We start from the raw sequence: 19,172 nt of genomic DNA, 5'->3' as shown, positions 1-19,172 counted from the left end.
GCTTCGATTCGTGAACGGGCAGGGACTGTCGCCGCGTCTGGGCGGCACCCATGCCGGCCGCCACGAAGGCGCGCCGAGGCACGCGGTCGCCGTCGCCTCGATGCTCGCCCTCACCGTGGTCAACCCATTGCTGGGGATGGCCCGGGCGAGGGCGCCCAGGTCTCGAATTCCCAGGTGGGCGGGGCGGGTTCGCGACTCGCGGACGTCGTCGGTGGTGTGGGTGGTCGGGGTTCGGATGCGAACATAACGGCACTCTTCCTGCGCGTGTGTCCGGAGCCGGGGTTCGCCGGAGCCGGGGTTCGCCGGTGCCGGGCGCGCGCCCCGGTCGTGGGAGGAGGGCGTGTACCCGCCTCGAAAACCACTCAGTCGCGGCGGGTGGAGCCCCGGGGCGCGCTACGGCGGGGACGGGGATTTCGCGGCGGGGGAGAGGGTCTTGGCCGTGGTGGGGAACGGGGCGGCGTGCCCGGGGACATTCGCACTGCCGTGTGGATGCAGTGGGGGTTGGGTGGTGCCGACCGAGCCTGATGACGGGCGGCGGAGGGTTCGAAGTTGTGGTGCGCCGCCGCGGCGGTGATGGCCACGACCGGCGGCTGGCCCGGGCGTCTCTCGGTCGCGGCGGGGTCGTCCGCGCTGGCGCCTGCGCAGGTGGCGTCGAACGGCCTGTGCAGGCGTGTGGTCGACCTGTTCGCCTTCGGGAGTCCGTGGCCGGAGCCGTCGCCCGTTCCCGGTCGCGGGCCGGAACACCGTCCGATCCGAAGGCGAGTTCTCAAGAGCCGGCCTTTCCTCGCGGCGGGTGTGGAGCGGGAGCGGCGGGGCAGGCGTGCGCCGAACCATTGCACGGACGACTCCCGGGCGGCGGCTGCTGTCTGCCGCGTGGGGTTCGTCGATAGTCGACATCCGAGGAGGATTTCCGTGAGCACCGGCGACAACGTGTGGGGTCACCGTCCCGAGTCCGGCTACACCGCGGGAACGAGCCTGGCCGGCTACAAGGTCGATGCCACCGACGGCCACATCGGCAAGGTCGACAAGCACAACGACGACGTCGACGCGTCCTACCTGGTGGTCGACATCGGTGTGTGGATCTTCGGCAAGCACGTCCTGCTCCCCGCGGGCACGATCGCGAGCATCGACACCGAGAACAAGGTCGTCCACGTCTCGCGCACCAAGGAGGAGATCAAGAACTCCCCCGAGTTCGACAAGGACAAGCACCTCGACGACCACGACCACCGCAGCCGCACCGGCGACTACTACGGCAACACCGCACCGGGCACCCCTGGGGCCGGCCCCGCCGGCACGCCGTAACCGGCGAACGGACCCGGGTTCGACGCCGACACGCGAGGCTGTCCGTCGCCGGCGGCGTCGTCCGGAATTCCGTCCGTGATCGACGGTCGGCGAGGCGACGTGCTCCGCGTCCGCCCTTTCGACCCACGTCCGCGGGTACCGACACCATCGGTCCGGTGCCCGCACGAACCGAGAGGCCGGGTGAATCCCATGGCAGGCAAGTTCGAGGTGTACACGGACAAGAACGGCAAGTTCAGGTTCCGACTCAAGGCGGGCAACGGCGAGATCGTCGCCACCGGCGAGGCCTACGAGACCAAGGCCGCCTGCCTCAAGGGCGTCGAATCGGTGAGGACCAACGCGGCCGACGCCAAGGTCGAGACCCTCGATTCGTGACTCCCGCCGGGTCCGCCGCGCCGACGAGCGCGGCGGGCCCGGGTCGCGTCGTCGGCAGCGCCCCGGCGCGCGCCGACTGCGCGTTCTCCACGTGCCGGCCCGCCGGCGCGGGTCGGCGGTGCTTCACCGAAATCAACACGGGTGGGAGCCCGGATATGACCATTCCGCCACGCAACCCGCCCACAGGGGACACGCAACCCGCCCACAGAGGAACTGAGTTGGACCCTGACGCACAGTGTTGGTGTCTTGGGCCGGGTCCGCGCCACGGTCCGCGACGCCCTCGGCGGCTGGGGCCGGCCCCCGGACCGCGCGGACGACGTCGTCCAGGTCGTCTCGGAACTCGTCGGAAATGTTCTTCGCCACACCCACGGCGAAGCCGAATTGACCTTGAGCCCCACCCCCGACGGAGTCGAGATCGCGGTGGGCGACCACGCCCGCGATCTCCTCGTCCTCCAGCGTCCCGCGATCGGCGACGGCGGATACGGCCTACGCCTGCTCGACACGCTCACCACGACGTGGAGCGTCGAACAACACGGGGTGGGCAAGCACGTCCGCGCCCGCATACGACGTTGAAGCCGCGCGACACAGCCGTGCGATCGAATGCGACGATGTGGACATCCCCGACGAGCAAGGCGGCGATCCGATGAGCGTGGCCGAACCCGACCTCGTTCTCACCACACGCGCCCCACGTCCGGGCGTCGCGGTCGTCGACGTTCGCGGCCACCTCGACCACCACACCGCGCCCCGACTGCGCAGGCGCGGCTTCGAGCTGATCGACCAAGGGCACCGCCATGTGATCCTGAACCTGGCCGGCCTGGGGTTCTCCGACTCCACCGGCCTGGCCGTCCTGGTCGCCCTCCACCACCGCACCCGCGCCCATCGGGGCACCGTCGCCGTCGCGGCCCCACCCGAGCGCCTCCGCAGGATGCTGCGCGTGACCGGCCTGTCCCTCGTCGTCGCCGAACACCACGACGTCGACCACGCCTTGGCCGCGATCGAACCCGACGACACTTTGCCTCCTGGGGCGCGCCACGATGCCTAGGACCGGCGTGTGCACTCCGTACGCTTGCCGCGTGTGTCGCCGGAGGCGGGCGTCGAAATCCACTCCTGCGAGCGCTTACAGGCCCACCGCGGCGACAAGGTTCCTGGCGGAAGGCACGGTTCGTTATTCGGCTCGCTACTGCATACGGGTGTATCCCGTGGCCCCCTGGGCAGGCCGGCCCTGCGTCCGTCCGACGATCGAAGGGGATGCCCATATGAGCCCGAGCACCGCGAACATCACCGAGACGACCGCCACAGTATGCCACCCGCGCCCCGTCGACCTCCCGACAGACGACGACCACGGCGACCTCCTCGCGGGCCATCACTGCACCAGCCTCGCCGGTTCCTGGCCGACTCGCAGCTGCCCTGGGGCCTGGACGCGGCCGGAGGCGCGGTGTCCACTCCGGCGTGGCGCACCAAGCCGTCCTGGTACCTGGTCGCCACCGAGGACCACATGATCCCGCCACCCGTGCAGCGCGCGATGGCCGAGCGAATCGGCGCCCGCGTCGCCGAGACGGCCGGCAGCCACGCCGTCTACGTCTCGCAGCCCGCCGCCGTCGCCGACCTGATCAAGCAGGCCGCCGGCAGCTGAACCCGCCCGACCGGCACTCCGGCGCCCGCCGGCCCACCCCCACAAGGGGCGGGCCGGCGGGCGCCGCTCCGTCACAGCCACCCCTCCGGCAGCCCCAACACCCCACGCCCGGACGGGACTTCACCGGCCCCCGAATACCGAGGAGCCCGACATGGCATCCCACCGCAGATCCCGGAAGCTCGGCCTCGGCGCCGCCGCGTTCACCCTCGCCGGAGCCGCGGCCTTCCCCACGCTCACCCCCTCGGCGACCGCCACCCCCGCCCGCCCAAGCCGACCGTCGTCCTCGTGCACGGCGGGTTCGCCGACGCGTCCAACCGGAACGGGGTGCGGTCCCACTCGGGGAACAGGTCCCGGGCCAGGGCCTCGTCGAGGAACAGGAAGCGGGCGCTGTTCGGCCGTCCGGGCAGGTCGAACACGGGTGCCAGGAGTGCGCGCCCCAGGGTACGCCGAGGCCGTGCAGGCCGGACCGCCGTCCCCTGGCGGGCTGCCGCAGCAGCCGCCGGCACGGCGTGGGCCCGGTCGACACCACCGAGGAGATCGAGGCCGCCTTGCTGGAACAGTTCGGCCACAGCCGCTACGCGACCGCGATCCTGGCCGAACTCGACCTGCTCACCTGCGCGTTGACCCGGGTCAACCGCGGCCACCACCCGCCGATCGTGATCCGCAACGGTCAATGGGTCGCCACCCTGGAACACCCGCCCGCGCACCCGATGGGCACCGCCATCGGCCTGCCCGTCGAGGTGTACGACGAGCAGCCCGAACCCGGCGACTGGGTCCTGTAGTACACCGACGGCATCACCGAGGCCCGCAACCCCGAAGGCGAGATCTTCGGCCTCGACCGGTTCGTCGACTTCGTCATCCGCCACGTGGCGGACGGCCTGCCCGCGCCGGAGACCCTGCGCCGACTCATCCGAGCGTTCCGCGAGTACCACCACGACCGGCTTCGCGACGACGCCACCATCCTGCTCCAGCCGCGGCACGGCACCGGCATCGGAACACCCCTGACCGACGACCACCCCGCTTTCGGCCGGCATGCCCGCTGCGCGGGATCAGACCGCGGCGAGGACGTCCACCAACATCAGGCGTGAACTCTCGTGCCGCATTCGCCGGATCGCCGCCGGCACCCACCCGCGCGCCGACGAGCCGATCTGCCGCCGCACCCACGCCGCCGAGCGACGCGGCACTGCCGTTCGGCGGGCCACCGCCGGACCCGCCCGACGAATCGAGCCAAGGGCCGCCCGGATCGGGGCGGCCCCGGGTCCGGCGCGCACCGGACGCGGGTGTCGGCGTGCGTCGGGGCGGGGGACGTCCAGGTCTGCCCAGACGGTCTTTCCACCCCGGTGCTTGCGGACGCCCCAGTCGGTGGTGAGGGTGTCGAGGATGTGCAGGCCGAAGCCGCCCTCGTGCTCGGGGCCGGTATCGCGGCGCGTCGGCATCCGCGAGCCGGTGTCGGTGACGGACAACCGCACCCCGCGCCCGGTCCGGCGCACGGCCAGGACCACGTCCCCGGTGGTGTGCACCTGGGCGTTGGTCAACATCTCCGACAGGACCAGAACGGCCGCGGCCACGCGGTCCTCGCCCCACCCCCAGTCGGCGAGGGCAGCTCCCACGGCCGTGCGGGCGCGGGCGGCAGCCCCGGTCCGTTGTGGCACGCGCCACCGGACGAGACAACGACGATGTCGAGGCATGACCTTCCTCACGGACACGTGGGCGGACGGCGGACGGTGTTCCGGGGCGACCTCGGCATACGGGCCCAGGCGCGGAACGACGCGTTCGCGTCCTCGTCCGGCCGGTCGTCGAGCGCGGGATCGGAGCGGGAGACCTCGACTCCACCGTAGGGGCCGTGACCTGGCCGTTCGTGCACCATGGGCGATCCTTTCCCGAGGCCGATGCCGCCGTGCCCGCACGCACGCCTGCCCGGCGGCCCGCGCCTTACGCGTCGCCCGATCGAGTGGATCGGCACTCGACGCCGCGAACGCCACGTTTCGGATGACGACCCCGGCAGGACGTCACTGCCGTCGGCGCGGAATCTCACCCCCGATCGGGTGTACTTCCCTCGAGGTGGGGCACAATGCTGCGGCCCACAGCCGGCCCGAAAGCAGGAGGACGCCGAGATGAACCGCACCGCCGCCGCGACCGCCTTCCCGGCGGCCGACGCGACCGCGACCGCGACCGTGACCGCAACTGCGACCGCGACCGCCGCAGCCGGGGACGGCGCGCTCGCCGATCTGCCGATCATCGACGACCCGGGCAGTGTCTCGGCGACCGACGCGCGGGCGATGTCGAAGGTGCTGTTCGACCGGCTGCGGGTGTTGGAGGAGGGCACGCACGAGTACCAGTACGTGCGCAACACCCTGATCGAGCTCAACATCCCCCTGGTCCGGTTCGTCGCGGGCCGCTTCCGCTCGCGCCCGGAGACCACGGAGGAGATGGTCCAGGTCGGCACGATAGGCCTGATCAAAGCCATCGATCGTTTCGACCCCTCCTTCGACGTCGAGTTTCCCACCTTCGCCGTCCCCACCATCTCCGGCGAGATCAAGCGCTTCTTCCGCGACACCTCCTGGGCGGTGCACGTCCCGCGCCGCCTGCAGGAGTTGCGCCTGGAACTGGCCAAGGCGCGCGACGCGTTCACCACCGAACACGACCGTGAACCCACCCCCGCCGAACTCGCCCACAGGCTCGGTATCGGCGTCGAGGAAGTCGTCGAGGGCCTCGCCGCCGCCGCGGGCTACACGGCCGCCTCGCTCGACGCCCCGGCCACGGACGACGGCCCCACCGAGGTCCACGCCTCGCGCGCCTCGTTCGTCGACCCCGGATACGACCTCGCCGAGAACCTGCACGCCCTCAAGCCGCTGATCGCGGCCCTGCCGCAGCGCGAGCGGGACATCCTGTCCATGCGCTTCGGCCAGGACCTGACCCAGTCCCAGATCGGCGAGCGCCTGGGCATCACCCAGATGCACGTCTCCCGCCTCCTGGCCCGAACCCTGACCGGACTGCGCACCCAACTCCTCGCCGACTGAAACCCGATCGAGGTACGTGATGCCCGGGGAACGACCGCGTCGCCTCGTTCGCGACCGCGCGTGGCGGACCCTCCCACGCACCGCATCGGCCGAGTCGTTGCGATGAACACGGGCACCACCGGCCCGCTGCTGATCTGTCCGCGGATGACCGACGCGCTCGCCATCCCAACCGTCGGAAGGTGCCGCATGAGCACTCGGGAGAACACGGAACACGCCGACGGCACCGACGTGACGGCCCGGCACGATGTACCGGCCCGCAAGCAGCGCCTGCGTCGGCGACTGGAGCGCCTGCTGGGAATGGCGGCCACCGAAGGCAACGAACTCGTCCCCTTGCGCAACGGCGATGCGATCTTCCCCGCCATGCTCGACGCGATACGCGGCGCCGAGCACACCATCGACATGATGACCTTCGTCTACTGGCGAGGTCGCATCGCCCGCGACTTCGCCGCCGCACTCGCCGACCGGGCCAGGGCCGGCGTGCGGGTGAGACTGCTCCTCGACGGCTTCGGCGCGAAGGAGATCGAGCAGGACCTCCTCGACGTCATGGACGACGCCGGTGTCCAAGTGGCCTGGTTCCGCAAACCGTTGTGGCTGTCGCCGTTCAAACAGAACCATCGCTGCCACCGCAAGGCCCTCGTCATCGACGAGCACACCGCCTTCACCGGCGGCGTCGGCATCGCCCAGGAATGGTGCGGCGACGCCCGCAACCCCGACGAGTGGCGCGACACCCACGTCAAGGTCCGGGGCCCGGCCGTGGACGGGATCGCCGCCGCGTTCGCCCAGAACTGGGCCGAATGCCACGACGAACTCTTCGACGACCGCGACCGCTTCACCGAACACGACCAGGTCGGGACCTCGATCGTCCAGGTCGTGCGCGGCTCGGCCGGAGTCGGATGGCAGGACATGCAGGCCCTCATCCGCGTCATGCTCACCTCCGCCGAACAACGTTTCCGCCTGGCCACCGCCTACTTCGCCCCGGACACCTACTTCGTCGACCTGCTGTGCGCCACCGCCCGCCGCGGCGTCACGGTGGAAATCCTGCTCCCCGGCCCCCACACCGACCAACGTGCCTGCCAACTCGCCGGCCAGCACCACTACACCCGACTCCTCGACGCGGGCGTGCGCATCCGCCAGTACCAGCCGACCATGATGCACGCCAAGATCATGACCGTGGACGGGGTGGCTTCGCTGATCGGCTCGACCAACTTCAACCGCCGCTCCATGGACCACGACGAGGAAGTCATGCTCGCCGTCCTGGACGAGGCGTTCACCGCGGAACTCGACCGGGACTACGACGCGGACCTCGAACGTAGCGTGACCATCGACCCCGACCGCTGGCGGCGTCGGGCCACCGGGCAACGCCTGCGAGAGGCGGCTGTCCTCCCCATCAGACGCTTCCTGTAGCCACCGGACACGATTGCCGGGGCCGCGCAGCGACTGCGCCTGCGAAATTCGCTCAAGACGGACGCGGCCGCGCCCCGGCACCCCTACGCCGTCTCCGCGCCGTTCACCACCACCGAGCCGAATCAGCGGGCCGATCCTCCCGGGCAGTCCGGGAAGAGCGCGGCCCGACAGTCGGACGGGGGTGAGCGGGTGCCGGACCGCGCGAGCGTCGACCGGGGGGAAGCCGGCGCCGACGGACAACTTCCCCAGCCAAGGCAACACGTCTGGGGCCCTGGGTAATCACGGCCGTCACCGAGCGGTCGAGTGGCGAACCACGCGCAGAGAAGCCTGATCCGTCGCCGTCGACGGATCAGCCATGGCCGTACGAGAACCGGGCCGAGTCCGGGTGCCGGATTTCGGGGCCGGGGCCGGGTCGGGGGCCGTGCCAGTCCAGGCACAGGACGGTGGCGTCGTCTTTGGGCGGTCTGCCGTCGTAGGCGTCGGCGACGGCGGCGACCAGGGTGCGTACGACCTCGCGCGGGTGCTCGGCGGCCGTCTTGCGGACGAGGCCGGGCAGGTCGACGGTATGCGCTTCGCGGTCCTGCATGCCGTCGGTGTGGAGCAGGAGGCGGTCGCCGGGGTGCAGGTCGAGGTCTTGCACGCGGTAGGCGCCCTGTCCGACGACGCCGAAGGGCAGATTCACCGCCAGGCGCAGTTCTTCGACCGTTCCGTCGCGCAGTCGTAGGGGCCAGGGGTGGCCGGCGTTGACGAGTTGGGCGCTGCTTCCGTCGAGGCCGATGCGCAGGAGTTGGCCGGTGGCGAAGGTCTGCCGGCCGTGGTCGAGGAGGGCCTGGTGGGTCTGGCGGGCCTGTTCGGCGAGGTCGGCTCCGGCACGGCGGGCGCCTCGGGAGGCGTTGACGAGGAGGGTGGCCATGAGGGAGGCGTCGACGTCGTGACCCATGGCGTCGGTGACGGATAGGTGCAGGGTGTCGTGGTCGAGGGCGTAGTCGTAGGTGTCGCCGGCGATGTCGGAGGCGGGGACCAGGGCGCCGGCGAGGGTGAATTCGGGGGCTTCGCAGGTGGGGGCGGAGGGCAGGAGTTGGCGTTGGATCTCCGCGGCCAGGCTGACGGTGGTGGTGCGGTTGCCCCAGTGGTAGAGGTCGGTGAAGCGGCGGTCGGTGACGATGATGTACGCCAGTGCGTGCGCGGCCTCCTCGACCTGGGCCAGCACGTCCGCGGTGACGTGGGTGAGGAACAGTTCCAGGACACCGATGGTGTCGCCGCGGTTGGTGACGGGGGTGAGTACCCGCTGACCCTGGTCGCCCTGTGGTGTCACGACCGGCTTCTGGGCGCGCAGGACCTCGTCGTAGACGCTGCTGCCGGCGAGAGGGACCTGTTCGGCGTGGTGTTCGTGGTCGGTACGGGGGGTGTCGTTGACGCGCAGCAGCCTTCGTCCGACGACGTCGACGAACAGGAAGGACACGTATCGCGCGTCGAAACGCTCGCGCAGATTGTGTGCCACGACATCGAGGGAACGCACCGGCGCGGTACCCTCCGCAGCCGCCAACACCTCGGCCAGTCCGATTCGTTCACGCACCAGATCACTCCCCAGGCCACCGGCACTCCTCCGTGCCGACACGACAACAGCCACAACCGCGACGCATCGCGGGCGGGAACGCGCCGCCACCGACCCCGGGAAGCCGGGATCGAGCCAGGACGGCGAGTGGGTCTCGCCTGCCTGCGGGACGGTGTGGTGCATTTCCCGGGGTGAGTGTGCCCCGGTCAAGGTCATGTATTGCCAGGACTCGACGACGGCGGATCGACGGCGGCGCCCGCCGCGGACCTCCGACACGCGACCGATGGCGGCCTCGAGAGGTGATCGCCGGTGCTCTCATGTCCGGTGGTGGGAGTATCAGGACCTTTCTACAGTCCCCGTCGCAACGGCCGGGTCCTGTGCGGCCGGTTGGCGTGGGGCGGGCGGCACGTGGTGGCTGCAAGTTCGGCGGCGACTTCGACGAAGCGGCCCGACAACCGGGTCGCCGTCGCGCCCCCGGCGCGCCGGCGCGTGCGTGTCGGGTGTGCTCGGTGACCCGGGCGGAATGTGCTCGGATGCTGATCGAACAGGCGTGCTAACTTTCGTGAATGCAACAGCCAACACGCGCGCTTCTTGCCGCGATCGAGGAGAAGAACCCCGACGCGCTGAGTCGCCTGTTCGCCCAGGGTGTCGATCCGGCAGCCGAGTACGACGATCACGGTTTGGTGGATCTGGTCGCCTTCCGGGCTGTCGACACCGGTGCGGTGGAGTTGGTTCGGCCGTTCGTCGTCGCGGGACTGCCGGTCGACGCGCAGGTGGCAGGCGTCTTCGTCGGCGGCTCGACGATGTTGGGTACGGCAGCCCGGGATGGCTGCCTTCCGATCGTCGAGTACCTCATCGGCGCGGGCGCCGACGTCAACCACAGCGATCCGTGCGATCCGAACGACCCGGACGATCCGAATTTCGGGACAGTCCTGACCCACGCGCTCGGGTGTGCCGAGCCTTTGCCGGTCGTGTCCGCGCTGCTGCGTGCCGGAGCCGACCCGAACGTGCCCCGCCCGGACGGCTGGACCCCGCTGATGTTGGCCGCACACGGCGGGGACATCGAAGTCGTGGAAGCGCTGTTGGCGGCCGGGGCGGACGTGCTCGCCGTGAAGGGTACCGGGAATCGCAGGACCCACGCGCTGCACATCGCCGGCGTCCGCCATCACCGCGACATTGAAGCCCTGTTGCGGAAGCACGGTGCGGTCGATCTGATCGACGGCGCATCCGAGGTCGCCCAATGGCGTGCCGAACATGCCGCCACGGCCTTGCCGCTCGTGCGTCGTGAGGTGCCGAATTCCGTCGACATCGACGCCTGCACCGAGCGACTGACCACGACCGTGTCCGACATCGCCGACTGGCTCGCCGCGCATGACGCCGGTGCCGCCGAAAGGTTGAGCAGCAGACGGGGCGCGGCGGATCCGGCCGCGATCGCCGAACTCGAGGCCGCGGTCGGTGAACCGCTGCCGGCCGAATTCCGGGCGTACCTACGGCTGTTCGGCGGCTCGGCCGGTCTGGACGTGTTCGAGTACGACGGGATGTCCGTCTCGGAGATGATCAGCACCCGGCGCGGGCTCACCGACCTTCTCGCCGAGGGCACCTTCGACAGCGCGGAGCCACACCAACTGGATCCGGACGACAAGTCCGTCCGATACCGATGGTGGCATCCCGGCTGGGTCCCGTTCGCACGGGACGGTGGCGGCAATCTGCACTGCATCGACCTTGCCCCCGAGGCCGACGGCGTCCGCGGACAGGTCTTCTCCTGGGAGATCCAAGGCGGCCCGCTGCCCGTGCGGGCCTCGTCGTTCGAGCGGTTCCTGACGGCGTACCGGAACAGCCTGCTCCGCAGCCGCGAGGGTTGGTAGGCACGGTTCGAAGCGGCGGGGGCCGGAAACGGGGTGTTGGCCACCGCGCCGGCCCCCACGCTACTCGCTGGTTTCAGGGGGCAGGTGGGATGTCCCCTTCGGAATCGCCGGGGCATCGCGGGCGTCGCCCGGGGATGGACGATCGGTTCGGGGGGTGAGCCGGTCGGCTTCGTCGAGCAGGTAGCGGCGCTCGACCCGGTTGTCGGTCAGCGCGGCGGCCTCGCGGTACAGGGTCCTCGCAGCCGCCGTGTCGCCGGTGGCATGTGCGAGATGGGCGCGCACCGCGCGTTCGCGTCGGTGAGTGAGCGGATCCTGATCCAATGCGTGGCGCCGGTTGAGGTCGTCGAGCAGCGCCAGTCCCCGAACCGGGCCGTACGCGCGGGCGACGGCGACCACTCGGGCCAGTCGCACCGGCGCGGTCGGGGCGAGCCGTTCCAGCCACAGGTAGAGCATCGCGATCTGCGGCCAGTCCGTCGCCTTCGGCGTGGCGGCCGCGGCGTGCAGCGCCGCGATCGCCGCCTGGAGTCGGTAGGGGCCCGGCTCACGGCGGTGCCAGACGCCGTCGATCAGGCGGGTGCCCTCGCGGATCAGATCGCTGTTCCAGCGGGAGCGGTCCTGCCGGTCCAGCGGTATCAACGCGCCGTCGTCGCCGGTGCGGGCCGGCCGTCGCGACTCGGTGAGCAGCATCAACGCCAGCAGGCCGGTCGCCTCGGCGTCGTCCGGCACCGCGTCGACGAGCATCCGGGTCAGCCGAATTGCCTCGCTCGTCAGCCGGGTGCGAGCGAGTTCGTCTCCCGCGGAGGCGGTGTAGCCCTCGTTGAAAACGAGGTAGAGCACCCGCATGACGGCGCTCATCCGGGAGGCCTGGTCCGTGTCGGTGGGCAGGGTGAAGCGGGCTCCGACGTCGGCCAGTCGTCGTTTGGCACGGCTGATCCGCGTCGCCATCGTGGCCTCGGTCGTTCCGTGGGCGTGCGCGATTTCGGCGGTCGTGAGGCCGGCGACCGCGCGCAGCGTGAGTGCCACCTGGGAGTCGGGGCTCAGCACGGGGTGGCAGCACAGCAGTAGCAGGATGAGGCCGTCGTCGGTCTCCCGCGCGGGGGCCGCCTGGCGGGTCGGCTCGCGCAGGATCAGTTCGGCCATGCCCGCTTTCTGCTCGCGCCGGTGCCGTGCCTGCTCGGAGCGCAGGAGATCGACCATCCGCCGGTGGGCGATCCGGATCAACCAGCTCCGCGGTTCGTCCGGCACGCCGTCGACGGCCCACGTCCGGCTCGCCGTCAACAGCGCCTCCTGTACGGCGTCCTCGGCGATGTCGAAGCGGCCGAAACGGCGCGTCAACGCGCCAAGCACCTGTGGCGCTTCGGTGCGAAGCAGGAGTTCGACATCCGCGGTCGCGCCCGGCCCGTCGTTCATCGCGGGATGTGGCGCGCCGTCCGCGCCGGGTCGTGCGACAGCCTGTTGCTCATGACGCGAAGTCCTCGCCCATGATGGGCCGGATCTCGATCGGCTCGCCCAGGACCTCCACGATCCGAGAGGCGATTTCCAGGGCACGTTCCCGGCCGGTCACGTCGATGACGGCGAAGCTGGCGAGGACCTCCTTGAGTTCGGCGAACGGTCCGTCGGTCGCGGTCACACCCGCCGGGGTCCGGCGCACGGTGGTGCTGACCGCGGGGTGGCCCAGGCCCTCGGTGCCGACGAGTTCGCCGGTCGCGCGGAGTTCCTTCTCGAACGCCTGGTAGGCGGCGAACGCGGCCAGCGCGTCCTCCGTCGGGGCATCGGCGGTCGCGGCGTCCCAGGCGGCGGCCGAGGTGTAGCCGAGAAGCAGGTATTTCATGACGCTTCCTTTCCGATCATCCCTGCCGATGGTAGGTCGAATCGGGCCGGTGGACACGGCGGAGCGTCAGCGCAAGGGCGGTCGTCCAGCCGAAGGCGACCAGGCCGTTCACGGCGATCCGGATGCTCATGTGGTCCTCCGACATCGGCAGCAGCAGGACCGTCGCGACCACGCCGTTCAGCACAGCCGCGCCGATCGCCCGGCGGCGCGCGCAGCGCACGGTCAACACGATCGCGGCGACGGCCAGGGCGATGTAGGCGCCGACGGCCGAGGCCGAGTGGACGATGCCGTGCCAGGACATGCGTTCGACCGGCCGGTCGGGGGTGCCGACCGGGAAGCCGTTCTCCGCGTCCATGGTGAACAGTCCGGCGGAGATCATCCCGACGCCGAAGACCGCGACGAGGACCGGTACCGTCCGTCGTCCGACACCTTCGGTCAGGGCGCGCGCGATGCCGGCGGCCAGGGCGAGAGCGCCGAGACCCGCGAGTACGAACGTGGTGATCTGGATCCAGCCGGCCCCACCGGTGGAGAGTTGGCTGATTGGGTGCCGGGTGATGTCGAAGCCCTCGCGGGTGGCCATCTGGACGCCCGCCGAGGCGAAGAACACCGGCCCGGCCAGCGCTCCGGCGATGAACAGGTGATCCGAGCGGCGCATCGCGGGGGCGGCGTCGGTGGTGACGGTGTTCGTCATGACTCCTCCTTGGTGGGTCCTGCCGGATACCTCGGTACCGAATCCCGGGTCTCGACACCTTCCAGGCGTGATCCACGCCACACGCGCCGGATGTCGAGGTCGGGTCGACGGCTTCGAGGTATCGGCGACCATCGACAAGAAGGAGGACGACATGTCCGAAAGCAACCAGCCGAGCGTCGAGCTCAAGGCCTTGGATCGCCTGGTCGGCACCTGGGCGGTGACCGGCGGGGCCGAGGGGAGCGTGCGATACGAGTGGATGCCCGGCGGGTTCTTCCTGAGCCAGCAGGTCGAGCTCACGCAGTTCGGTGAGCCGGTCAGTGGCCTGGAAGTGATCGGGAACCTCCGTCCGTTCGGCGAGCCCGCCGGCGCGGACGTGGTGTCGCGGTACTACGACTCGAACGGCAACACATTCGACTACGTCTACGAACTCGCCGGCGACACACTCACCATCTGGGCAGGGGCGAAAGGCAGCCCGGCGTATTTCCGGGGCACCTTCAACGCCGACGACACGGTGATGACCGGTGACTGGGTCTACCCCGGTGGGGGCGGATACACGTCGACCATGACCAGGGTCTGAGCCCGGAGGCTACCCGGGGTCGTACGCGGCGGCGCCCGCGTCGTGGGCGGCGGGCGCCGCGGTGGACCACCACCGCCGGACACACTCCTTTGTGGGAGACGGACGGACCGTCTCTGATCGGGGCGGCGTACTTCGGTTCGGCGCGGTAACGCCTGCGTGGTCCACTTCGACGACGAGGAACGGTGACGGCGCGGGCCGGGAGTGACCGGTCCTCGCGTTCGCGGCCTGTCACGTGGGCGTCGGCGCGCGTCGATTGGTGCACCAGCCCCCCGACAGCACTTCGCCCCGCCGCGTCATGGCCGGCGAGGCATCCAGGCCCGGGTCGGCCGACAGCATCCTCGACGAGGGGCCGGGCGCCGGTCGTTCACCCCGTGTCCGGCCGGGGTCGCAGGCCGAGCAGGACGTCCTGGACGAGATCGGCGCTGCGCCTGACGGCGTCGTCGCCGAAGCCCAGGAAGTGCCGGTAGTGGATAGGCGCGTAGAAGAGGTCGACCATCACGTCGGTGGATACGTCGGAGCGGAGTTGCCCGGCGGCGACGGCGGAATCCAGGCGGGCCCGGCACTGCGCGATGCTGGGCTCGAGGATCGTTTCGCGGAACGCCTTCATCAGCGCGGGGTCGTTCTGGGCCTCGCCCACGACGCCCTTGAAGGCCTCGCTGATCCGGCCGGTGATCAGCCGCCGGCTCACCGCGGTGATCTGGGTCGTGAGGTCGGCGGCGATGTCACCGGTGTCGGGGAAGTCGAAGTCGTCGCCGAGTTCCTCGTTCATCGCCTCCAGCACCACCGCGCCCTTGGAGCGCCACCAACGGTAGATCGTGGGCTTGCCCACGCCGGCCTGGGCGGCGATGGCCTCGATGGTCACCTTCGCGAAGCCCTTGCGGCTCACCAGGTCGAACGCCGCGTCGAGGATCGCCCGGCGGGCGCGCTCGCTGCGCCGTTCACTGTTCGGGTCGGGGGTCATGGTTCCCACTCTACCGCTCGCGTGACGTTACGTTTCGTTTTGACAAGTCGCTCGGGAGGATCTAACTTTCTTGGCGTTACGGAACGTTTCGTAACGTGATCGAGCGGGGCCCGGTACCGGATGCCGCCGAGACAAGGGGAGAGGTATGTCCAGCAACGAGAGCGCGACCACCGTGGGGCGCGTCGAGAAGATCGCGACCACGCCGGACTGGTACGCGCCGTATCGGATATCGCAGGCCGTCCGGGCCGGGGGCTTCGTGTACGTGTCCGGTCAGGCGGGGTTCGAGGAGGACGGGACGACCGTCGAGGGCGGGTTCCTGGCGCAGGGACGGCAGGCGTTCAGGAATGTCGCGCGGGTGTTGGATGCGACCGGTCTGGCCTTCGCGGACGTGATCAAGGTCGGCATCTTCGTGCGGGACATGGCGACGAATCTCCCGCACGTGATCACACTGCGCGGTGAGTTCCTGGCCGAGCCCTACCCGGCCGACACCATCGTCGAGGTCGTCTCGCTGGCCCGGCCCGACTGGCAGATCGAGGTCGAGGTCGTCGCGCTGGACCGGAGTGCCGCATGAGCGCCGGGGGCGTGAGGGGAGTGGCGCGGGACACGGACACGGCAAACGAGGGTGGAGAAATGCGGGAGTTGCTGGAGCCGTACCGGGCGGGGCGGCTGGAACTGGCCAACCGTGTGGCGATGGCCCCGATGACGCGCGGCCGGGCCGACGACGTGACGGGGGTGCCGAGCCGGCACGCGGCGACGTACTACCGGCAGCGCGCCGGAGCCGGGCTGCTGATCACGGAGGGCGTGTACGTCAACGCGCTCGCCAAGGGCGGCCCCGGCATCCCGGGTCTGGTGACCGACGCGCAGGCGCGTGGCTGGCGGGAGGTGACGGACGCGGTGCACGCCGGGGGCGGCACGGTCTTCGCCCAGTTGTGGCACGTGGGCCGGATGACCCACCCGCTGACGCTGCCGGACGGCGAGCTGCCGGTGGCCCCGTCGGCCGTCGCCATCGAGGGGAAGCAGATCTTCACCCGGGACGGGATGCTCGACCACGTGACCCCGCGTGAGCTGACGGTCGGTGAAATCGCCCGGACGGTCGGCGACTTCGCGAGTGCAGCTCGGCGTGCGATCGAGGCGGGCTTCGACGGCGTGGAGATCCACGGCGCGAACGGCTACCTCATCCAGCAGTTCATCGCCGACAACACCAACCTGCGCACGGACGAGTACGGCGGCTCGGCCACCGGCCGCCTGCGGTTCGCGATGGAGGTCGTCGAGGCGGTCGTCACCGAGGTCGGTGCGGACCGGGTGGGGCTGCGCATCTCGCCGGACAACGCCGAGAACCAGCTCGCGGAGGCCGACGCACGCACCACGTACCGCGCGCTGGTCGACGCACTGGACCCGCTGGGCCTGGCCTATCTGCACGTGCTGGAGAACGGTGCGTACGGAGCGATCGCGGACCTGCGGACGCGCTGGTCGGGGACGCTCGTCGCCAACACGAACGGTCCGGTGCCGAGCAGCCCCGGCGCGGGGGCCCGGCTGGTGCGGGACGGGCACGCGGACGTGGTCGCCCTCGGCCGCCTGTTCATGACGAACCCGGACCTGCCCGCCCGCCTGGCCAACGGCATCCCGCTGGCGGGGCCACCGACGGAGCACCTGTACGGGGGAGGGGCGGAGGGATACATCGACTACCCGGCCGCGACGGATGACCCCAAGGTCGCGGCAGTCGCATAATCGCCCGGTGCGCGGCCCCCACAGGGATGCTGTCGGCCGATCCGAGCCTGGTTGCTTCGCCCCGCCGCAACGCGGCGGGGCGAAGTGCCGGCAGGGGGATGGTGCGGGCCGCGGCGAACCTTCGGGGGATCCACACTCACCACAAGACGTACCGCCGCGACGGAGGGTCAGGCAGGGACATGTCCGGCCTCTGCCACGTCCTCGGCCTGTTCCACCAGCTCGCCACCCAGGACGCGGGCGACAGCACGAACGGGCTGGTCAATGAGTTGAACTCGCTGCTGGAGAGTATGGCCAACGTGTCCCATGTCCTCCGAGTCTCCTGGCGGTGGTTTGTTGTCAGCGGGTCGGAGTCGCGGTATGCCGATAGGAGGGAACGTCGCCTGCGCCTCGGGGCGCGTGGTGGTGCGTGACAGAACCGTCCGGTTCCCAGGAGTGTGGGTGCAGGGCGTGACGCCCCCCTTGTGTCGGGGTGCGGTTCCAGCGGTTCGGATCTGCGCGACTGCGATGGCGTGTCTCACACGCTGTCCCCGGCGTCGTTGTTCGCGCGTCGGGTGACCGACGGCTTGGACCCGAAGTACCCGCTGTTCGCCGTGTTCCCGCTGACCGGCGCCCACAGCGCCCAAGGCAGCCGTGCGGACGGGGTGGACTGGGGTCTGCCGGCGGCCGTGGTGTTCGTGGTCCCGCCGAGCCTGTACTACGCCCGCGCCGGAATGCGGCGCGGGCGCTGGACGGACCGGCACTCGAGCGTCACATCAAACGCCGTTCCGCGGGGCCGAGGCGACGATGCGCTGGTAGTCGTGCCGGTCACGCGGGACTTGGGGTTCCTCCAAGGCTCGGACCGAGACCGGTTCGCCGACGGGTCCGATCTCCGCTCCCATGATGTTCTCCCAGGCGAGACCTTCGGCGTAGAAGTCGATCCCGTACTGCGCGACGATCTTCGGCTGCCCGTCGACTTTCATCGCCCAGTACTGGCGTTCGTAGGCGATGGAGTTGTGCTCGTCCCCGCCGCCGACGTCGGCGGCGAAGCAGGTGCCCCATCCGGGTACCTCGTACTCCACCGCCACGTACAGCGGGCGGCGTACCGGTGTTGCGGCCCTCTTCGCGATCTCGGCCAGTCTCTCGGCCGACATGCGCCGGGGACGCATGAACGGGGACGTCATACTGGTCCCGGGTGAGGAGTACATGAAGGCCTCCGTACGCGCGACCCGCAGTTCGAGCCGATCGTCGGGCTCGGTGAGGTTGGCGACGTCCTGCGCGTACACCGCAGTAAGGAATTCCCGAAAGAAGGCCACGGCCTCGTCGATGTTCACGTCGGCTCTCGCTCTCGCCAAGAGCCGCACGTCTGGCTCCGACCGCATACGGTAGCGCACGCGCGGGCGGTGTCCGGGTTCGGTTGTGCACGATCTCCGAGGCCCGCGCCAGGGGTTGGCCGCAGACAGGGGGATCATCCACGCCTCGATGTCCGAACCTACCGCCGGGCCGCGGATGCGGGCCCGGAGCATGATCCGGCACGGACGTTTCTCGTCCTCCAGTCCACGCCCGACGGTGCCCCGTTGGCGACGGTTGAGGTGCAGCAGCAACTGCGGCTCGGTCGAAACCTTCCGCATGGCCGGGGGTGGCCACGGCGACGAACTGCGAGTGGTAGTCGGGTTGTTGCTCCGCCGTCCACGAGGAGTCGTCGGCCCCGATCGCGAGTAGGGACGCGGGGGCGTCGACGTAGTCGCGCCACCCACCCAGGTACTCGCGTGCGCGTTCACGGAACGTGATGGCGGTCTCCTTCCTCTCGTCTGTGAGGATTTCGCCGTAGGCGAGGCCGGAGTGGTCGTCGACGGCGTTGTGGAGGTAGGCGAATCCGGCGTTGGACCTGGTTTCGCGTCCGACGGCGCGTCGGGCGGCCCGGATATGGCTGGAGTCGATCCCGCGACCAGTCGAGCTGTTTGGCCGCGTGCGGTCTCGCGAGGAGAATCGCGTGCAGCCGATCCCACACGCCGGCCTCGTTCCAGGCCGCGAAACGACGCCAACACGTCATCCCCGATCCGAACCTCAACTCCTGCGGCAGGAACTCCCACTGGATACCCGTATGCAGGACGAACAGGGTCCCGCACCACGCGCGCCGATCCGGCACACGAGGCCGCCCGGGCACCGATCTCGGCGCCGGCTCGGGTAGCAACGGCTCGAACAGGGAGCACAGTTCGTCCGAAACGATCGACGGACGCGACTCGCCTCTGCGCAC

The 19,172-nt window shown here is 70.5% G+C and carries 18 protein-coding genes and 3 pseudogenes; 12 read left to right on the top strand and 9 right to left on the bottom strand.

From position 1 onward, the window contains the following. Window positions 1–912 precede the first annotated feature (912 nt). The 6 genes and pseudogenes from ACZ4FV_RS37185 to ACZ4FV_RS37160 all read left to right on the top strand — a co-directional run bounded on the left by ACZ4FV_RS37185 (window position 913) and on the right by ACZ4FV_RS37160 (window position 4,395). Window positions 913–1,302, top strand: a complete 390-nt coding sequence (locus tag ACZ4FV_RS37185; RefSeq protein WP_465324975.1) for a PRC-barrel domain containing protein — start codon at window positions 913–915, stop codon at window positions 1,300–1,302. 189 nt (window positions 1,303–1,491) lie between these two features. After that, window positions 1,492–1,674 (top strand): YegP family protein, encoded by a 183-nt coding sequence (locus ACZ4FV_RS37180; RefSeq protein WP_395870812.1) that lies wholly within the window; start codon window positions 1,492–1,494, stop codon window positions 1,672–1,674. 246 nt (window positions 1,675–1,920) lie between these two features. Further along, window positions 1,921–2,247: an ATP-binding protein gene (locus ACZ4FV_RS37175; RefSeq protein WP_465324973.1), complete on the top strand. Its 327-nt coding sequence runs from the start codon at window positions 1,921–1,923 to the stop codon at window positions 2,245–2,247. 70 nt (window positions 2,248–2,317) lie between these two features. Next, window positions 2,318–2,716: an STAS domain-containing protein gene (locus ACZ4FV_RS37170; protein ID WP_465324972.1), complete on the top strand. Its 399-nt coding sequence runs from the start codon at window positions 2,318–2,320 to the stop codon at window positions 2,714–2,716. Window positions 2,717–2,974: 258 nt separating this feature from the next. Further along, window positions 2,975–3,307, top strand: coding sequence for an alpha/beta fold hydrolase (locus ACZ4FV_RS37165; protein WP_465324969.1), 333 nt, complete (start codon window positions 2,975–2,977; stop codon window positions 3,305–3,307). Next, window positions 3,304–4,395: pseudogene (locus ACZ4FV_RS37160) on the top strand (PP2C family protein-serine/threonine phosphatase). Before ACZ4FV_RS37165 ends, ACZ4FV_RS37160 begins: the two are co-directional and overlap by 4 nt. Here ACZ4FV_RS37160 and ACZ4FV_RS37155 read toward each other — a convergent pair. Further along, the gene (locus ACZ4FV_RS37155) at window positions 4,357–4,995 is read right to left on the bottom strand and encodes an ATP-binding protein (protein WP_465324967.1); all 639 of its coding nucleotides are present in this window, start codon (window positions 4,993–4,995) and stop codon (window positions 4,357–4,359) included. The pseudogene ACZ4FV_RS37160 and the gene ACZ4FV_RS37155 overlap by 39 nt on opposite strands. Window positions 4,996–5,421: 426 nt before the next feature. On the opposite strand from ACZ4FV_RS37155, the gene ACZ4FV_RS37150 reads away from it, so the two are divergent. Beyond that, entirely contained in the window at window positions 5,422–6,327 is a 906-nt protein-coding gene (locus ACZ4FV_RS37150) for a SigB/SigF/SigG family RNA polymerase sigma factor (RefSeq protein WP_465324965.1), read from the top strand. A 186-nt stretch (window positions 6,328–6,513) separates the two neighbouring features. Then, window positions 6,514–7,731: a phospholipase D-like domain-containing protein gene (locus tag ACZ4FV_RS37145; protein WP_465324963.1), complete on the top strand. Its 1,218-nt coding sequence runs from the start codon at window positions 6,514–6,516 to the stop codon at window positions 7,729–7,731. A gap of 349 nt (window positions 7,732–8,080) precedes the next feature. On the opposite strand, the gene ACZ4FV_RS37140 is transcribed toward ACZ4FV_RS37145, so the two are convergent. Then, window positions 8,081–9,310, bottom strand: a complete 1,230-nt coding sequence (locus tag ACZ4FV_RS37140; RefSeq protein WP_402238910.1) for a PP2C family protein-serine/threonine phosphatase — start codon at window positions 9,308–9,310, stop codon at window positions 8,081–8,083. Between the two features lie 542 nt (window positions 9,311–9,852). On the opposite strand from ACZ4FV_RS37140, the gene ACZ4FV_RS37135 reads away from it, so the two are divergent. After that, complete coding sequence (locus tag ACZ4FV_RS37135; RefSeq protein WP_465324961.1) at window positions 9,853–11,151, top strand: SMI1/KNR4 family protein; 1,299 nt, start codon at window positions 9,853–9,855, stop codon at window positions 11,149–11,151. A gap of 60 nt (window positions 11,152–11,211) precedes the next feature. Here ACZ4FV_RS37135 and ACZ4FV_RS37130 read toward each other — a convergent pair whose 3' ends face one another. The 3 genes from ACZ4FV_RS37130 to ACZ4FV_RS37120 are packed head-to-tail and all read right to left on the bottom strand — an operon-like array spanning window position 11,212 to window position 13,673. Then, entirely contained in the window at window positions 11,212–12,561 is a 1,350-nt protein-coding gene (locus tag ACZ4FV_RS37130; RefSeq protein WP_465324959.1) for an RNA polymerase sigma factor, read from the bottom strand. Window positions 12,562–12,610: 49 nt separating this feature from the next. Beyond that, window positions 12,611–12,982 carry a YciI family protein gene (locus ACZ4FV_RS37125; protein WP_465324957.1) on the bottom strand — a complete coding sequence of 124 codons (372 nt, stop codon included), beginning with the start codon at window positions 12,980–12,982 and terminating at the stop codon, window positions 12,611–12,613. 16 nt (window positions 12,983–12,998) lie between these two features. After that, complete coding sequence (locus ACZ4FV_RS37120) at window positions 12,999–13,673, bottom strand: DUF998 domain-containing protein (protein ID WP_395870830.1); 675 nt, start codon at window positions 13,671–13,673, stop codon at window positions 12,999–13,001. Window positions 13,674–13,824: 151 nt separating this feature from the next. Here ACZ4FV_RS37120 and ACZ4FV_RS37115 point away from each other — a divergent pair, with 151 nt between their 5' ends. Beyond that, window positions 13,825–14,250, top strand: a complete 426-nt coding sequence (locus tag ACZ4FV_RS37115) for a hypothetical protein (RefSeq protein ID WP_395870832.1) — start codon at window positions 13,825–13,827, stop codon at window positions 14,248–14,250. A gap of 364 nt (window positions 14,251–14,614) precedes the next feature. Here ACZ4FV_RS37115 and ACZ4FV_RS37110 read toward each other — a convergent pair whose 3' ends face one another. Then, entirely contained in the window at window positions 14,615–15,211 is a 597-nt protein-coding gene (locus ACZ4FV_RS37110; RefSeq protein ID WP_465324954.1) for a TetR/AcrR family transcriptional regulator, read from the bottom strand. Window positions 15,212–15,356: 145 nt separating this feature from the next. Between ACZ4FV_RS37110 and ACZ4FV_RS37105 the strand changes: the two genes are divergently transcribed. Both ACZ4FV_RS37105 and ACZ4FV_RS37100 read left to right on the top strand, forming a co-directional pair. Continuing rightward, complete coding sequence (locus ACZ4FV_RS37105; protein ID WP_395870836.1) at window positions 15,357–15,782, top strand: RidA family protein; 426 nt, start codon at window positions 15,357–15,359, stop codon at window positions 15,780–15,782. A 59-nt stretch (window positions 15,783–15,841) separates the two neighbouring features. Then, window positions 15,842–16,939, top strand: a complete 1,098-nt coding sequence (locus ACZ4FV_RS37100) for an alkene reductase (RefSeq protein WP_395870838.1) — start codon at window positions 15,842–15,844, stop codon at window positions 16,937–16,939. Between the two features lie 752 nt (window positions 16,940–17,691). On the opposite strand, the gene ACZ4FV_RS37095 is transcribed toward ACZ4FV_RS37100, so the two are convergent. From ACZ4FV_RS37095 to ACZ4FV_RS37085, 3 genes and pseudogenes are all read right to left on the bottom strand, one after another. Continuing rightward, window positions 17,692–18,249: a hypothetical protein gene (locus ACZ4FV_RS37095; RefSeq protein WP_465324951.1), complete on the bottom strand. Its 558-nt coding sequence runs from the start codon at window positions 18,247–18,249 to the stop codon at window positions 17,692–17,694. A 427-nt stretch (window positions 18,250–18,676) separates the two neighbouring features. Further along, window positions 18,677–18,793 (bottom strand): annotated as a pseudogene (locus tag ACZ4FV_RS37090) (IS481 family transposase); the annotation flags it as partial. A gap of 64 nt (window positions 18,794–18,857) precedes the next feature. Next, window positions 18,858–19,172: pseudogene (locus tag ACZ4FV_RS37085) on the bottom strand (transposase); the annotation flags it as partial.

This window comes from Embleya sp. NPDC025285 (assembly GCF_055558835.1).
This window is presented reverse-complemented; position numbering and strand designations above follow the sequence as displayed.

Bases quoted from the DNA above. Each gene is read 5' to 3' on its own strand.
- ACZ4FV_RS37145 (WP_465324963.1), top strand. From the start codon at position 6,514: ATGAGCACTCGGGAGAACACGGAACACGCCGACGGCACCGACGTGACG.
- ACZ4FV_RS37130 (WP_465324959.1), bottom strand. From the start codon at position 12,561: ATGAACGACGGGCCGGGCGCGACCGCGGATGTCGAACTCCTGCTTCGC.
- ACZ4FV_RS37125 (WP_465324957.1), bottom strand. From the start codon at position 12,982: ATGAAATACCTGCTTCTCGGCTACACCTCGGCCGCCGCCTGGGACGCC.
- ACZ4FV_RS37180 (WP_395870812.1), top strand. From the start codon at position 1,492: ATGGCAGGCAAGTTCGAGGTGTACACGGACAAGAACGGCAAGTTCAGG.
- ACZ4FV_RS37100 (WP_395870838.1), top strand. From the start codon at position 15,842: ATGCGGGAGTTGCTGGAGCCGTACCGGGCGGGGCGGCTGGAACTGGCC.
- ACZ4FV_RS37165 (WP_465324969.1), top strand. From the start codon at position 2,975: ATGCCACCCGCGCCCCGTCGACCTCCCGACAGACGACGACCACGGCGA.
- ACZ4FV_RS37105 (WP_395870836.1), top strand. From the start codon at position 15,357: ATGTCCAGCAACGAGAGCGCGACCACCGTGGGGCGCGTCGAGAAGATC.
- ACZ4FV_RS37135 (WP_465324961.1), top strand. From the start codon at position 9,853: ATGCAACAGCCAACACGCGCGCTTCTTGCCGCGATCGAGGAGAAGAAC.
- ACZ4FV_RS37115 (WP_395870832.1), top strand. From the start codon at position 13,825: ATGTCCGAAAGCAACCAGCCGAGCGTCGAGCTCAAGGCCTTGGATCGC.
- ACZ4FV_RS37155 (WP_465324967.1), bottom strand. From the start codon at position 4,995: ATGCCTCGACATCGTCGTTGTCTCGTCCGGTGGCGCGTGCCACAACGG.
- ACZ4FV_RS37150 (WP_465324965.1), top strand. From the start codon at position 5,422: ATGAACCGCACCGCCGCCGCGACCGCCTTCCCGGCGGCCGACGCGACC.
- ACZ4FV_RS37120 (WP_395870830.1), bottom strand. From the start codon at position 13,673: ATGACGAACACCGTCACCACCGACGCCGCCCCCGCGATGCGCCGCTCG.
- ACZ4FV_RS37110 (WP_465324954.1), bottom strand. From the start codon at position 15,211: ATGACCCCCGACCCGAACAGTGAACGGCGCAGCGAGCGCGCCCGCCGG.
- ACZ4FV_RS37170 (WP_465324972.1), top strand. From the start codon at position 2,318: ATGAGCGTGGCCGAACCCGACCTCGTTCTCACCACACGCGCCCCACGT.